Origin of the sequence: Yinghuangia sp. YIM S10712, assembly GCF_051388935.1 — a bacterium.
GTDB lineage: Bacteria > Actinomycetota > Actinomycetes > Streptomycetales > Streptomycetaceae > Yinghuangia.
On record NZ_JBPKBI010000007.1, the window covers coordinates 244,026 to 259,330 of the forward strand.

General features: G+C 73.2%; 11 protein-coding genes. 7 read left to right on the forward strand and 4 right to left on the reverse strand.

Translation table 11 applies throughout. The features are described from left to right. From ACRX5W_RS17615 to ACRX5W_RS17630, 4 genes are all read left to right on the forward strand, one after another. The coding region (locus ACRX5W_RS17615) for a glycosyltransferase (protein ID WP_436789119.1) at nt 1–337 on the forward strand (337 nt) is incomplete at its 5' end. Next, nucleotides 334–1,152, forward strand: coding sequence for a D-sedoheptulose-7-phosphate isomerase (locus tag ACRX5W_RS17620; RefSeq protein WP_436789120.1), 819 nt, complete (start codon nt 334–336; stop codon nt 1,150–1,152). The genes ACRX5W_RS17615 and ACRX5W_RS17620, both read left to right, overlap by 4 nt. Further along, a complete protein-coding gene (gene rfaE2 / locus ACRX5W_RS17625) occupies nt 1,152–2,813 on the forward strand; it encodes a D-glycero-beta-D-manno-heptose 1-phosphate adenylyltransferase (protein ID WP_436789121.1) in 1,662 nt (553 codons plus the stop codon). The genes ACRX5W_RS17620 and rfaE2 overlap by 1 nt, the downstream gene beginning before the upstream one ends. Before the next feature lie 157 nt (nt 2,814–2,970). After that, on the forward strand, nt 2,971–3,915 hold the full coding sequence (locus ACRX5W_RS17630; RefSeq protein ID WP_436789122.1) for a glycosyltransferase family 9 protein: 945 nt from the start codon (nt 2,971–2,973) through the stop codon (nt 3,913–3,915). A gap of 299 nt (nt 3,916–4,214) precedes the next feature. Here the strand turns inward: ACRX5W_RS17630 and ACRX5W_RS17635 are convergent, their stop codons facing one another. Further along, nucleotides 4,215–5,438 carry an MFS transporter gene (locus tag ACRX5W_RS17635; RefSeq protein WP_436789167.1) on the reverse strand — a complete coding sequence of 408 codons (1,224 nt, stop codon included), beginning with the start codon at nt 5,436–5,438 and terminating at the stop codon, nt 4,215–4,217. Between the two features lie 677 nt (nt 5,439–6,115). Between ACRX5W_RS17635 and ACRX5W_RS17640 the strand changes: the two genes are divergently transcribed. Together ACRX5W_RS17640 and ACRX5W_RS17645 are read left to right on the forward strand one after the other, a co-directional pair. After that, nucleotides 6,116–7,324 carry an FAD-dependent oxidoreductase gene (locus ACRX5W_RS17640; RefSeq protein WP_436789123.1) on the forward strand — a complete coding sequence of 403 codons (1,209 nt, stop codon included), beginning with the start codon at nt 6,116–6,118 and terminating at the stop codon, nt 7,322–7,324. Between the two features lie 223 nt (nt 7,325–7,547). Next, complete coding sequence (locus ACRX5W_RS17645; RefSeq protein ID WP_436789124.1) at nt 7,548–7,907, forward strand: CU044_2847 family protein; 360 nt, start codon at nt 7,548–7,550, stop codon at nt 7,905–7,907. 101 nt (nt 7,908–8,008) lie between these two features. On the opposite strand, the gene ACRX5W_RS17650 is transcribed toward ACRX5W_RS17645, so the two are convergent. The 3 genes from ACRX5W_RS17650 to ACRX5W_RS17660 form a co-directional block, all read right to left on the reverse strand. Beyond that, the gene (locus ACRX5W_RS17650; RefSeq protein ID WP_436789168.1) at nt 8,009–8,674 is read right to left on the reverse strand and encodes a response regulator; all 666 of its coding nucleotides are present in this window, start codon (nt 8,672–8,674) and stop codon (nt 8,009–8,011) included. Nucleotides 8,675–8,697: 23 nt separating this feature from the next. Next, a complete protein-coding gene (locus ACRX5W_RS17655) occupies nt 8,698–9,879 on the reverse strand; it encodes a sensor histidine kinase (RefSeq protein ID WP_436789125.1) in 1,182 nt (393 codons plus the stop codon). A 121-nt stretch (nt 9,880–10,000) separates the two neighbouring features. Beyond that, on the reverse strand, nt 10,001–12,214 hold the full coding sequence (locus ACRX5W_RS17660; protein ID WP_436789126.1) for an MMPL family transporter: 2,214 nt from the start codon (nt 12,212–12,214) through the stop codon (nt 10,001–10,003). 283 nt (nt 12,215–12,497) lie between these two features. On the opposite strand from ACRX5W_RS17660, the gene ACRX5W_RS17665 reads away from it, so the two are divergent. Then, a complete protein-coding gene (locus tag ACRX5W_RS17665; protein WP_436789127.1) occupies nt 12,498–15,296 on the forward strand; it encodes a SpoIIE family protein phosphatase in 2,799 nt (932 codons plus the stop codon). The last annotated feature ends 9 nt before the right edge of the window (nt 15,297–15,305 follow it).

A 15,305-nucleotide genomic window follows, 5' to 3' on the forward strand; every position in this document is an offset into this window, starting at 1 on the left:
CGTGTGCACCCCGTGGTACGAGCCGTTCGGCATCGTGCCGCTGGAGGCGATGGCCTGCGGAGTCCCGGTCGTGGCGGCGGCCGTCGGCGGGCTGTGCGACTCGGTCGTCGACGGCCGCACGGGGCTGCTCGTCCCGCCGCGTGACGTGCGGGGCCTGACGGCGGCCCTGCGGCGGCTCGCGGAAACCCCCGGGCTGGCCGAGGAGTTGGGGCGCGCGGGAGCCGCGCGAGCCAAGGCGAAGTACGGCTGGCCGCGCATCGCCAGGCAGACGGCCCAGATCTACCGCGAAGTCGTCGACCACGACCGGGCCGCCCGACGCGCGGTGGTGAGCGGATGACGACCCGAAGGAACCGCCGCACCGCTCCCCTGGGAGGGGCGGGCCGCCATGCGCTCACCGCGTACGAATGGGCGGCGTCACCGAACGGTTCGGGCGACGGGCAGCCGCGCGTGCTGCGCGCCGAACTGCTGGCCCGGCGGCACGTGGGCGAACTGATGACCGCACTGCGCGACCCCACCGGCGATCCGGCGCGCGCTGCCCGGTGGGGCGAGATATTGGCTCCTGAACTCCGCGCTGGGGCCCGGCTGTTGGTGGCGGGCAACGGGGGCAGCGCGGCGGAGGCCCAACATCTGACGGCAGAGTTGGTGGGCCGGTACCGCGACGAGCGGCAGCCGCTGTCGGCGCTGGCGCTGCACGCGGAGACGTCAAGTGTGACGGCGATCGTGAACGACTACGGTCCCGACGAGGTGTTCGCCCGGCAGATCGAGGCACACGGCCGTTCGGGTGACACCGTCCTGTTGCTGTCGACCAGCGGCACGAGCGCGAACGTCCTCGCGGCGGCGCGCCGGGCGCACGCCCTGGACCTGCGGGTGTGGGCGCTGACCGGCCGCGCGCCGAATCCGTTGGCGGAGCTGGCGGACGACGCGCTGCGCGTGGCCGCGCGAAGTACCAGCACGGTCCAGGAGGTTCATCTCATGGCGGTGCATCTTCTGTGCGAAGGGATCGACGCGACTCTGCGCGCGGATGCGAAGGCGGGCTCAGGCCGCGGCAGAGACGGCCGGGGTTCGGACCGTACGGGCGACCGGCATCGTTCGGACGAGCACCGGCGCGCCCGGCGTTCGGGGCGATCCGCACCGGCGCGGGGGGTGACGTGATGGCGACGGCCCCCGATTCCGTGGTCGTGGTCGGCGACGTCCTGCTCGACCGCGACCTCGACGGCACGGTCACCCGCTTGTGCCCCGACGCCCCGGTGCCGGTGCTGGACGACCCGACCGAATACCCCCGCCCCGGCGGCGCCGGGCTGGCCGCACTGTTGGCCGCCTGGGACGGCTTCGACGTGACGCTGGTGACCGCGCTGGGCAAGGGCCCGGTGGCCGAACGGCTCCGCGCGCTGCTGGCGCCGCACGTGCGCCTGGTCGAGCTGCCGCGCGACGGGGAACCCGCCGAGAAGACCCGTCTGCTCGCGGACGGGCGTGCGTTGCTGCGCGTGGACCGCCCGGGTCGCGGAGCGGTCGGCCCGGCAAGCAGTGGGGTGCGCGCGGCGTTCGCGCAGGCGGCGGCGATCCTCGTGTCCGACTACGGCGGCGGTGTGACCGGCACCCCGGCGGTGCGGGACGCGATCGCCCTGCGGGCGGGTCGTGTGCCGGTGGTGTGGGACCCGCATCCGCGCGGCTCCGAACCGGTGCCGGGGACGAGGGTCGTGACGCCCAATCTCGGCGAGGCCGCCAAAGCCGCGGGGGTGTCTCCCCCGTCCCGGGGACCGGGACTGCTGCGCGAGGTCGCACGGCTGGCCGGGGAGCTGCGCGAGCGGTGGGACGCGGGCGCGGTGTGCGTGACGCTCGGCGCGGGCGGCGCGGTGCTGTCGCGCGGCGCCGAGCCGTTCACCGTCCCGGCGCCTCCGGTGCGCACCGGCGATCCGTGCGGTGCCGGCGACCGGTTCGCGGCCTCGGTGTGCGGCCTGCTCGCGGCGGGCCGGACCATGCCCGAAGCCGTCGAGGGAGCGGTGCACGCCGCGGCGGATTTCCTTGCGGCAGGCGGCGTTTCGCGTGTCGGGCACCTGCTCGCCGAAGCCTGTGCAGCCGACGGGCCCCCGAGCGCGGCAGCACACGGGACCCGTCCCGCATCGGCCCGCCGACGCGGCCACGCCGACCCCGGCACCGCCGATTCGGCGAAGAGCGCGGGCCGCTCCCCCCGCAAGCCGGTGCGGTTCGACGCGGTGGCTCCGCGGGACCCGGCGCCCGGAAACAGCGGCAGAGACTCTCCCGGCCGACCGAGCACGCCGATTGCGGTGGGCACGGCCGGTCGCGGCCCGAACGCGGGGCGCCGTGCCGAGACGACCGCCTCCGTCGCTGCCGGGCCGACGGTCGACGCGTTGGAGCTCGTCCGCCGCGCCCGGGCGCGGGGCGGCACCATCGTCGCGACCGGCGGGTGCTTCGACCTGCTGCACGCGGGTCACATCCGTACGCTCCAGGCGGCCCGCGCACTGGGCGACTTCCTCGTGGTGTGCCTGAACTCGGACGCGTCGGTGCGGGCGCTCAAAGGCCCCCCGCGCCCGTTCCACTCGGCCGAGGACCGCGCCGAGGTGTTGCGGGCACTGGCCTGCGTGGACGCGGTCGCCGTCTTCGAGGAGGAGACCCCCGAACGCCTGATCGGCACCTTGCGCCCCCACGTGTGGGTCAAGGGCGGCGACTACGCGGCGGAGGCCCTGCCGGAGGCCGCACTCGTCGCCTCGCTCGGCGGGCAGGTGGTCACGGTGCCGTATCTCGCGGGCCGCTCGACGACGCGGATCGCGCGGGTTGCGGCGGACGGCGGCTGACGTGCCGCACGACGGGCCCGGCTCGGGAGACAGGTCGGGCAGCGACGCCGGGCGGTCCGGGGCCGGGCGCGCCGCCCGGTCGGACGACGCTGCCGGCACCGCCGCCCAACCCGCCCGGGCACACGACGCGCCCCGACCGTCCCGGCCCGTCGTGTTGGTGTCGCGGCCGCTCGGCCTCGGCGACTTCCTGACCGGCGTTCCCGCCTATCGGGCGCTGCGCGCGGCCTTTCCCGACCACGAGGTCGTGCTCGCCGCGAACGCGGCGTTCCGGGCGCTGGTCCCCCTGACGGGCGCGATCGACCGGTTGCTGCCGACGACGGAGTACGCCCCGGTGGCGTGGACCGGCCCGCGTCCGGACGTGGCCGTCGACCTGCACGGCCGGGGGCCGCAGAGCCATGACCGGCTCGCGGCGCTGCGACCGCGTCGGCTGATCGCCTTCGGCGGGCCGACCGGCGGGGGCTACGCCGGCCCGGTATGGCGGCAGGACGAGCACGAACGAGCGCGCTGGTGCCGCCTGTTGACGGAGTCGGGGATTCCCGCGGATCCGGACGACCTCGCGTTGCGGAGGCCTCCTGCGGGCAGTGCCTGGGACGCATGGGCCGGCGCGACGGTGGTCCACCCGGGAGCGGCGTCCGCGTCGCGCCGCTGGCCGACCGTACGGTTCGCCGGGCTGGTCGCGGAGCTGTCGGCGCGGGGGCATCGGGTCGTGGTCACCGGTGGCCCCGGCGAGTCGGCGCTGGTGGACGACGTGGCGGCGGCCGGCGCGCGCCGGGCGGAGACCGCCGCGCTCACCGACCTCGCCGCACTCGTGGCAGTGGCGAGGGTCGTCGTCTGCGGCGACACGGGTGTGGCGCATCTGGCCTCGGCGTACGACCGTCCGTCAGTGCTGTTGTTCGGCCCTACACCGCCCGCCGAGTGGGGTCCGCCCGCGCGGCCCCACAACAGGGTGCTGTGGCCGGCGCCGCCGGGCTACCGGGGAGACCCGCACGGCGACCGCGTCGACCCCGTCCTCGGCGCGATCCACGTGGACGCGGTTGTGGACGCGGTGGACGAAGTGCTCGCTTGCCCTGCGGCCCGGGGGTCACACGGCCCGACCGCCTGAGGGACGCACCCGTCGGGGCAGGAGGGCGCCGCGGCGCGGAACGGCGCAGGCCTGGTTGCCGGTACGGGGCCCCCGCCGGCCTGATGTTCGGCGTCACCGGCGGAAAGCTCGTCGACCGCTTCCCGCGCAAGGCCATCCCCGCGCCGAACCGGGCGGCACTCGGCTGCGTCGCGTTCGGCACGGCGACACTGATAGTGCCCGGGCTGCCCGGCGTGGGGATCTCCGGTCAACCGGGCATGCCGGGAGACCGGACGGGGCCTGCCGCGTCCGTTGGCGAGCCTCCGCCCCGAGCGGCTGCCTCACGCCATCGCCGGCGCCGGTTCGGCGACGCGGCGGCGGGCGGTCAGTTGCAGGCCGGCGGCGGTCGCGGCGGCGATGAACAGGCCGCCGGCGACGAGGCAGCCCCGGGCGCCCGCGGTTTCCATCAGCAGGCCGAGGAAGGGCGGCCCGATGAGTCCCCACCCCGTGCTCAGCGTGCTCCACACACCGAGGACACGGCCGCGCATGTGCTCGGGCGGGTCCGTCTGGAGGACCGTCGTGGCCGCGGTGTCCGCGACCGACTCCACGACGGACATGGGCACGATCAACACCGCGAGCAGCAGCAGGGTGGGCGCGAGTCCCGCGGTCGCCTGCAACAGGCCTCCGGCGCCGGCGAGTACGGCGACCAGGCGTACGGACGGTCGGCGCAGCCTGCCCGCGAGCACAGCGCCGAGCACTCCGCCGACCGCGAGGACCGTCGAGACGAGTCCGTACTCGGCTGCTCCCCCGGCGAGCGGTCCGGTGACCAGCACCGCGAGCGTCAGCGCGTAGTTGCGGCCGAGGACAGCGCTGACCGCGCAGACGGCGGCGAGCGCGACCAGGTGCGGCTGCCGCATGAAGTACGCGACACCCTCGCGTCCGGTTCCGCTCGGTCGCTTCGTAGGTGCCGAACGATCACCGTCCTGCTGCGGCGACACGGCGGCGATCCGCGAACGGCCGCGGATCGGTCGCAGGAAGAGGATCACCGCGGTGACGAATACGAACGACACGCCGTTGGCGGCGAACACCGACGCGATGCCGAGGAACCCGACCATGACCCCGGCCGAGGCGGCTCCGATCAGGCGCCCCACGCTGTGCACGACGGATCCGAGCGCGATCGCGGACGGCACGTCCTCCTCGGGCACCAGGTCGTTCCCCAGCAGCGCGCAGGCGGGGGCGTCGACGGTCGCGATGAGGCCGGTGACGGCCGCGAGGACCAGCAGCGCGGGCACGTTGAGCAGCCCTAGCACGATCAGCGCCGCCGTGCCGAACGCGACGCAGCCGAGTGCCGCCTGGCTCAGCGCGGCGATGGTCTTGCGCGGGAAGCGGTCGACGAGCTTTCCGCCGGTGACGCCGAACATCAGGCCGGCGGCGGCCTGCACCGACAGCGAGAGTCCGGTCACCGCGGCCGACCCGGTGATCTGGAAGACCAACAGATTCTGGACGGTCAGTTGCATCCACGTGCCGATGTTCGACACGGCGTTGGCGAGGGACCACCACCGCATGTCCCGGTGCCTCAGGCAGCGCCACGGCGACCGGTCGCCACGTGCCTCGCGGCGGCTGCGGGCGCCCGGCTCGACAAGGGCGTCGGCGGGGGGTCGGGGCGCCGGAAGGTCGGCGCGCGCGGGCACGTCGGGGAGTGAAACAGGCACAACTGGGCTTTCGCTGGCGTCGAGGAGCATGCGTACGACGCGGGCGCAGCCCGGTGGTGGAGTCCCGACCGGCCGTTGCGCCCCGGTCGGGATGCCCTGGTCTGTGATCGATCCGTGCGGCTCGACGCTGAGGCACGGCGGGGCGGGAAACGCCCTCGAAGAGTCTCACAGACGCGGGAGAAAAGTCGGCGCCACGAGGAAGCCGCCGGACACCTTACAAGCCAATAAACATGAGCAAAACGGACACATGGATGGGCTACGTGTTACTCAAATCACTCAAAACGCCCATGGCTCGACGTTTGAATAGCGGTTCCCCCCATCCCACTGCTTCGGCCCGGTCTGGATCCACCCGGCTCCGGAGCTCGCCCACCGGGCCGCCGACCCCGCTCACGCGGGCGGGCTCGGCGTGCGAGGGCACGTCGCCGGGCACACTCTCCGGGCCCGGAACCGCCCGCGGAGCACGTTTCCGCGCGGTCCGCCGAGGTAGCTGTTGCCGGCGGGCCGGGCCACGCAGGACGGGAGTCTCCGACATGAGCCGACACGGCACCTCCCCGGGCTTCGACACCGACGTTCTCGTCGTGGGCGCCGGACCGACCGGTCTCGCGCTGGGCACGGCGCTGGCGCGGGAGGGGCGTCGCGTCGTGGTCGTGGACAAAGAGGAGCGGACGCGGGACACATCGCGCGCGGTCGTGGTGCACGCGCGGACACTGGAGGTCCTCGACTGGCTGGGCGTGGCCGCGCGCCTGGTCGATCTCGGGATCAGGGTGCGGCGGTTCACGGTCCGCGACCGGGACCGGGTCCTCATGCCGATCATGTTCGACCGCGTCCCGTCCGCCTATCCGTACGCCCTGATGGTCCCGCAACACGTGACCGAGGCGGTCCTCACCGACCGCCTGGCCGCGTCCGGTGTCGAGGTGCTGCGGCCCTGGGAGCTGGCGTCGGTCACGCAGGACGACGACGGGGTGCTCGCGCGGTGCACGGCCGGGCGGACGATCCGCGCGTCGTTCGTCGTCGGGTGCGACGGCATGCACAGCACGGTCCGCGAGGAGGCCGGCATCGCGCTGGAAGGCGGCAAGTACGCCGAGGAGTTCGTGCTGGCCGACATCAAGGTCTCCGGCGGCGTGCCGAGGAGTCAGGCAGTCCTCTACCTCTCCCCCGCCGGCCTGCTCTTCGTGGCCCCGCTGCCGGCGGGCCTCCACCGTGTCGTCGGCAGCGCGTCGGACGCGCCGGGTGCCATCGACCGGGACTTCGTCCAACACCTGCTCGACGCGCGCGGCCCGCGCCGCGACCGCGCACGGGTCGAACGGGTCGACCGGAGCTCGCGCTTCCACATCCACCACCGGCTCGCCGCCCGGTACCACCAGGGCCGCCTCGTCGTGGCCGGCGACGCCGCGCACGTGCACAGCCCGGCGGGCGGACAGGGCATGAACGTCGGCATCGTCGACGCCGCCGCCCTCGCCGCCGTCCTCGACGCGATCCTGGACGGAGCTCCGCTCGGGCTCCTCGACGAGTACGAGGCCGCCCGGCGCCCGGTCGCCCGCCAGGTGATCGCGCTGACCGACCGCCTGACGAGGCTCGCGGTGGTCGACCCCCGCCTCCGCACGACCCGGAACGCCCTCATCGGGGCTGCCGCGCATGTGCCGATCATCCCGCGCCGCCTGGCCCGCCGACTGTCCGGCGTGGTCTACCGCGACACGCTCGCCACCGAGACCACGCCGGTCGGCGGCCCGGTGCGGTAGTGACCGCAGCGGGGTCTCGATCGGTCAAAGACCGAGCGGGGCCGGGAGGGCAGGAGGTCGCGCGGTAGCCCCCTCCGCGGGTCTGCCCGGGTCTCGCCGCGATCGTCGTGACCTACGAAATCCCTTTTTGGCCAAGGGTTTTCGTTTGCAACCAGGGGCTGTGCCGGCAGCCCGACGGCGGTAGCGTGGCCGTCGGCGATGGGGCGCACCGACGGGGGGCGGCATGGACCGCGAGCTTGTACGTGTGCCGCTGGAGGACGGCGGCGCGATCCTCTTCGAAACGGTCCAGTACGCGCACGACTTCGATGGGCCGGTGCGCGCGGGCCGGGTGGGTGACGCGGTGCGCGACCTGCCGCAGACCCTCCAGCAGGCGCTCGCACCGGTGGGGCAGACCGCGCGGGCCGTGCTCGCCCAGCTCCGCCGGGCCGAACCGGCGGAAGTGGAGATCGAGTTCGGCATCGACCTGTCCGCCTCGGCGGGTGTCGTCGTCACGAAGGCCGAGACGGCGTTCCACATCAAGGTCCGGGTGCTCTGGAACCGCGAGGCGGATCCCGCCCCCGACACGACGCCTGCCGGCGCCTGACCGTTCTTTCGAACAACGCCGCCGCGTGCCCCCATCGGATGAGGTGCCGACCGGGGAGTGCGCCGGAACGGCGTGGCACAGTAACGGAGTTCGTTCTTTCCTCAGCCCGTCGGACGGGCCAGCCCGGACTGGTAGGCGATGACCACCAACTGGGCCCGGTCCCGGGCGCTCAGTTTCGTCATCGCACGCTGGATGTGCGTGCGGACGGTCAGAGGGCTGACGACGAGCTCGTCCGCGATGTCTCTGTTGGACTTGCCTTCGGCGGCCATCGCCATGACTTCGCGTTCCCGGGTGGTCAAGGCGTCCAAGGCGACGGGCGCGGGTGCGGGGGCTTGCGGGGCCGCGATGAATTGGGCGATCAGCGCGCGCGTCGCCGTCGGCGACAGGAGCGCTTCCCCGGACGCGACCGTGCGGATGCCGTCCAGCAGAGCGTCCGCGGTGACGTCCTTGCCGAGGAAGCCGCTGGCACCCGCGCGCAGGGCCTGGGCGACATACTCGTCGGTCTCGAACGTGGTGAGGATGAGGACGCGGACGCCGGCGAGTTCCGGGTCCGCGCAGATGGCGGTGGTCGCCGCGAGACCGTCTGTGCCCGGCATGCGGATGTCCATGAGGACGATGTCGGGCCGGTGCGTACGCGTGAGTTCGACGGCCTGCCTTCCCTCGGCGGCCTCGCCGACCACCTCCATGTCGTCGCACGAGTCGATCAGGATGCGGAACGTGGTGCGCAGCAGAGCCTGGTCGTCGGCGAGCAGCACGCGGATGGGCATCGGGTCGGTGTTCCTTCCAACGGTCATGCGTTGACGGGGAGTTCGGCCACCACAGTGAAGCCGCCTTCCGGTCGGCGGTGCGTACGGAGGGTGCCGCCGACGGATTGGGCGCGTTCGTGCATGCCCATGACGCCGAATCCTCCGCCGGAGGCGGACGGGCCCGGGGGCGGCACGGTGGGTCCCGCGTCGTTGCGCACGGTGATGGTAACGAGGTTGCTGCGGTACGCGAGACGCACCTGCGCGCGGTCGACTCCCGCGTGCTTGGCGACGTTGGTGAGCGCCTCCTGCACGATCCGGAACGCGGTCAGGTCCACACCGGGCGAGAGCCGCCTCGCCTCACCCTCTACGGTGACCTCGACATCGAGTCCCGCGGTGCCGAACGCGGCGACCAGTTCGGGCAGTCGCGCCAGCCCGGGAGACGGCTCCAGGGGAGCCGCGGGGTCGTCGTGGCGGCGCAACAGGCCGACGGTGGCTTTGAGTTCGCGCAGCGCCGACGACGTGGTGCCGGCCAGGTCGTCCAGGATCTGCGCGGCCTGCTCAGGGCGGTTGCGCACGAGGTGGGCGGCCGTACCGGCCTGCGCGTTGGCGAGGGCGAGGTGGTGGGCGACCACGTCGTGGAGTTCGCGGGCGATGCGCACGCGTTCTGCCGCGACGCGGTTGCGGGCTTCCTCCTCGCGGGTGCGCTCGGCGTGTTCGGCGCGTGCGCGCACCGCTTCGAGGTAGGCGCGCCGTGTCTTGACCATCGCGCCGGTGAGTGCGGGGACCACGAGCCAGAACACGGGGCCCATCGTCTTGAGCGCCCACGGGTGGCCGTACTTGTCGGACAGCACGGCCGTGACGACGATCAGCGCGATGACTCCCGCGCAGTAGCCCTGCGTCGTGGTGCGGGACGCACGGACGGCCAGTTGGTACAGCGCGACCATGACCGGGGCCAGAAGCAAGGGGGTGATCAGATAGCCGACGCCGCCGGCGGCGCTGGCGCAGACCGCGGTGACCGCGACCACGGTGCGCGGATACCGGTGACGCCACAGCAGGGCGAGGCAGGCGACGGCCGCGGTGAGATACCCCGGGAACCAGTCCAACTCGCCGTACGAATCGCTCGCAACCTGGCTCGCGGGCCCGGCCGCAGCGAACAGCAGCATCAGGAACACCGCTTCGGTGCCCTTGGGGTGTCGCTGGACGTACCGCCGCCAAGTGGTGAGCATCGGTTCTCCGGTCGAAGTGGTCAGGCCCATTGTCGAGGACGCGGGCACGTGATCGGCGCGGGCGGCCGGTGTTCGGCCGGGCCGCCCGCGCGTGGGCCGGTCTCGCCGCCGGTCGGCCGGGTCAGACGTGTACCGGGTCGCGCTCGTCGCCGGAGCCGGACCCGGCCGCGCTGGGAGCGTGGTGGTTCAGCGCCTCGCCCTCGACGTCGACGCGCGGGACGACCCGGTCCAGCCATCGCGGCAGCCACCAGGCGCGGGCGCCGAGAAGGGCCAAGACAGCGGGGACGATCGCCATGCGCACGACGAAGGCGTCGAACAGGACCGCGATCGCGAGTGCGAACCCGATCATCTTGACCATGGACTCCTCGGCGGAGACGAAGCCGGAGAAGACCGCCATCATGATGAGCGCCGCCGCCGCGACGACTCGGGCGCTGGACCGGAAGCCGGTCACGACGGCCTGCCGGGGGGCTTCCCCCCGGACATACGCCTCGCGCATCCGGGAGACCAGGAACACCTCGTAATCCATGGCCAGCCCGAAGACGATGCCGACGAGGAAGATCGGCATCATGCTCATGACCGGCCCGGTCTGCTGGACGCCGAGGAACTCGGCGAACCAGCCCCACTGGAAGACGGCGACGACCGCGCCGAGCGAGGCGAGCACCGACAGCAGGAAGCCGAGGGCGGCCTTGAGGGGGACGAGCACGGATCGGAAGACCAGCAGCAGGAGCAGGAACGCGAGGCCGACCACGACCACGAGGTAGGGAACCAGCGCGTTCTGCATCTTCTGCGCGATGTCGATGTTCATCGCGGTGGTTCCGGTGACCTTGTAGGTTGCTCCCGTGGCCGCCTCGGTCGCGCCGCGTTCACCGCGGATGGCGTGGACGAGGTCCTTGGTCCGCTCGCTCGTGGGCGCGGTGGACGGTGTGACGGTGAGCACCGCGGTGTCGCCGGCGGTGTTGAACCTGGGTGCGGAGACGGTCACAACGCCCTCCGTGCGGGCGATCGTGCCGGAGATCGAGGACACCGCGGCCTGCGGGTCGGCGGCCGGGCGCGCGTCGACGACGACGGTCAGGGGGCCGTTGAAGCCGGGGCCGAAGCCGTCGGCGAGGGCGTCGTACGCGCGGCGCTCGGTGGTCGCGGTGGACTTGGCCTCGTCGCCCGGCATGCCCAGTTGCAGGTCCATGGCGGGCACGGCCAACGCGCCCAGGCCCGCGACGGCGACCAGCAGCACCGGGAGCGGGCGCCGCAACACGAACCGGGCCCACCGCGTTCCGGCGTTGTCCTTCCGCCGCGCAGGCTTGGCCCCCTTGCGTTCACTGCGCGCGAGCACCGCGCGCGGCCAGAATCCGAGCAGTGCCGGGACCAGTGTCAAGGCGATGAGCACGGCGACCACGACCGCGCCGGCGGCGGCCAGGCCCATCTTCGTCAGCATCGGGACGCCGACGACGGAAAGCCCGGCGAGGGCAATGACGACGGTGAGGCCGGCGAAGACCACGGCGGATCCGGCGGTTCCGACGGCGAGTCCGGCGGCTTCCTGGGCCGCATGCCCCTTGGCGCGTTCCTCGCGGTAGCGGGCGACGACGAAGACCGCGTAGTCGATGCCGACCGCGAGTCCGAGCATGGAGGCGAGCGTGCCGGTCGTTCCGGAGAGTCCGAAGGTACTGCCGAGCGCGATGATCGCGGCCATGCTGATGCCCACCCCGAGCACGGCGGTGAGCAGCGGGAGCCCGGCGGCGGCGAGCGATCCGAAGGTGATCACCAGCACCGCGGCGGCGATGAGCACGCCGATCGCCTCGGCGGCTCCGCCGGCGCCCGGGTTCTCCGCGATCGCGGAGCCGCCGGCCTCGACGGTCAGGCCCGCGTGCCGTGCCTGGTCGATGGCGTTCTCCAGGTCGGCCTTGCTCGTGTCGGTGAGGTCCTCCGCCTTGACCTGGTAGGTGACGGTGGCGTACGCCGTCCGCCCGTCCTGGCTCACCGCTCCGGCCTGGTCTCCGAACGGGCCGACGGCGCGCGCGACTTGGGGATCGTCCGCGATGTCGGCGACCGCCTGCTCGACGACCGTGCGGTGCGGGGCCGCGGTCACCTGCTGCCCGTCCGGCGCACGGAAGACGACGCGGGCGGTCGCGCCGTCGGCCTCGGTGCCGGGGAACCGCTCGTTCATCAGGTCGTACGCCTGCCCGGCTTCGATACCGGGCATCGACGACCCGTCGTCGGAGGCTTCGGACGAAGTGGCCGCGCCGAAGGCGACGGCGGCCAGCACCGCAAGCCACAGCAGGACGACGTAGAGCCGCCGGCGGAATGCCGCGCGGCCCAGTCGGTACAGGAAGGTCGCCATGGCGAAGAACCCCACATCTGATCTCGGCTGATCTCAGGAGGTCTTCAGGCTCTCCGGAACGCCCCTGTCCCGTCGTCGTGCAAGTGCCGTCACTCGGCGTACTGAAAATGCAGTACGCGCGGCCGTGCGTCGGTCCGATGCGGTCGGCCGGGTGGCTTCGGCCCACACCTCGATGTTGAATTGCCCCAGTTTGGTCTGGGACCGACGGGTCACGGCAGTCTCGGCACCCCGCGGCGTACGCGCACCATATGACTGCCAGATACCGAATGTTAAGAATGTCTACATGCCAGACGTTTTCCGGCGGTCCTCGCGGCGGGGCTCCCACGCGGCGCCTCGGGATCGGCGACAGGCTCCGACCGAGCGCCCCGAGCGCCCCGGGCGGAGCCGCGCGAGCCGTTGGGTCCGCCGTCTGGTTCCACGCAGCGTCGCCGGACAGGTGCTGTTGCTCCAGACACTCGTGGTCCTGCTTCTCGCGGCGGCCGCGGCCGTGGCACTGGTCCTCCAGACCGAGCGCGACAGCACCCGCGACGCCCGGAACCGGTCGACGGCTGCCGCGGAGACGTTCGCGCTCTCCCCGCTCACGGCGCAGGCGCTGACCGGCCCTGATCCGACGGCGGTACTCCAGCCGTGGGCCGAGGCGGCCCGCACGGCCGCCAATGTGGAGTTCATCGTCGTTGTCGACATGAACGGCACCTTCGTCACGCATCCCCTGGCCGAAGCGATCGGGGCCCCGGCACCGCCCCAGGTCAGGGACCTCATCAGCAGCGGCGAGTCGAAGACCACGATCATCGAGACACCCGAAAGCCGTGTCGTGAACGCCGCAGCACCGGTCCGGGCTCCTGACGGGCGAATCGTCGGCACGGTGCTTTCCGGTATCACCGCCGATTCGGTCGGCAACACGGTGGACCGCCAGATGCCCGTCATCCTGGGTGGCACGGCCGGCGCTCTCGCCGTGACGGCGTTGGGCACGGCCTTGGTGAACCGCCGCCTGCGGCGGCAGACGCACGGACTTGGTCCTGCCGAGATGACGCGGATGTACGAGCACCACGACGCGGTGCTGCACGCCGTGCGCGAAGGCGTGCTGATCGTCGCGGCCGACGGGCGCCTGCTGCTGGTCAACGACGAGGCCCGCCGGCTGCTGGACCTGCCCGCCGACGCCGAGTCGCACACGGTCCGCGACGTCGGGCTGTCCCCTGAGCTGACGGAGCTTCTGGCCTCGGAGCGACCGGCGAACGACGAGGTGTACGCCTCCGGGGACCGCCTCGTGTCGGTGAACAAACGTGCGACCGCGCCCGACGGCCGGCCGGCCGGCCATGTGGTGACGCTGCGGGACACCACCGAACTGCGGGCCCTGGCCGGCCGCGTCGACGTCGCCCGCGAGCGCTTGGGGCTGCTGTACGAGGCGGGTGTGCGCATCGGCACCACCTTGGACGTCGCACGGACCGCCGAGGAACTGGCCGACGTCGCCGTGCCCAGGTTCGCCGACCTGGCGACCGTCGACCTGCTCGACCCCGTCTTCCGGGGCGAGGAGGCGTCCGGCGGCCGTCTGCGGCGGGCCGCCGTCCGCAGCGTCCGCGCCGATCCGCCGGTGCTCGGGGCCGGGCAGGCGACAGAGGACGAGTCGGACTCCCCCGACACGGTTGCCGCGACAGGCCGGGCCGTGCTGCACGCCGACCTGGGCAGCGGCCGGGCCTGGGCGCGCGATCCGAAGCATGCCGACAGGCTCGCCGCGTACGGCATCCACTCGCTCGTGAGCGTCCCGCTGCGCGCCCGCGGCATCACGTTGGGGACGGCGAACTTCTGGCGTGCGGAGACCTCCCAGCCGTTCGACGAGGACGACCTCGCGATCGCCGAGGAGCTCGCCGCGCGCGCCGCGCTGTCGATCGACAACGCCCGCCGCTACACGCGCGAGCACACCGTCGCGGTGACCTTGCAGCGCAGCCTGCTGCCGCACGAGCTGCCGGCCCAGAACGCGCTGGATGTCGCGTACCGCTATCTGCCCGCGCACGCCGGGGTCGGCGGCGACTGGTTCGATGTGATCCCGCTGTCCGGAGCGCGGGTGGCCCTCATCGTCGGCGACGTCGTCGGCCACGGGCTGCACGCCGCCGCAACGATGGGCAGGCTGCGCACGGCCGCGCACAACTTCTCGACCCTGGACCTGTCGCCCGACGAACTGCTTGGCCGCATGGACGAGTTGGTGGCCCGCAGCGACCTGGAGCTCACCGACGACAGCGCGGCCATCACCGGGGCGACGTGCCTGTACGCGATCTACGACCCGGTCACCGGCCGGCTGGCCGTGGCACGGGCCGGCCACATGAATCCGGCCCTCGTGCTGCCGGACGGCCGAGTGGAGTTCCCCGACATCCCGGTGTCGCCGCCCCTGGGCCTGGCCGGCAGCCTGCCGATCGAGACCGCGGAGATGAACGTGCCCGAAGGCTCCCGCCTCGTGATGTTCACCGACGGGCTGGTGGAGCACCGTCGGCGCGACCTGGACGCGGGACTGCGGCGCCTGCACTCCTCGCTGGCCGCCGCGCACGAACTCACCCCGGACCAGATGTGCAGCGCGGTCCTGGACGACATGCTGCCCGCGCGTCCCATCGACGACGTCGCCCTCCTGATCGCCGGCACGCGGCGCCTCGACCCCGACCACGTCGCGGTGTGGACCGTGCGCCAGACTCCGGACGCCGTGGCGCCAGTACGGGCGGCCTGCGCCCGGCAGTTGGGCGCGTGGGGCTTCGAGGAGTTCGCGTTCAACACCGAGCTGATCCTCAGCGAGCTGATCACCAACGCGATCCGGTACGGCAGGCAGCCGATCCGGGTTCGCCTGCTCCTCGACCGCACGCTGACCTGCGAGGTCTCCGACGGCAGCAGCACCGCCCCCCACCTGCGGCGGGCCACGGCCACGGACGAGGGCGGACGCGGCCTGTTCCTCGTCGCCCAGTTCGCCGCCCGCTGGGGAACCCGGTACACCCCCGAGGGCAAGGTCATCTGGGCCGAACAGGACCTCGACATGCCCACGGCCCCCGTGGAGGCCCCGACCGAGGACGCCCTCCTCGACCAGTGGGACGACGCGGCCATGTGACACGGGCGG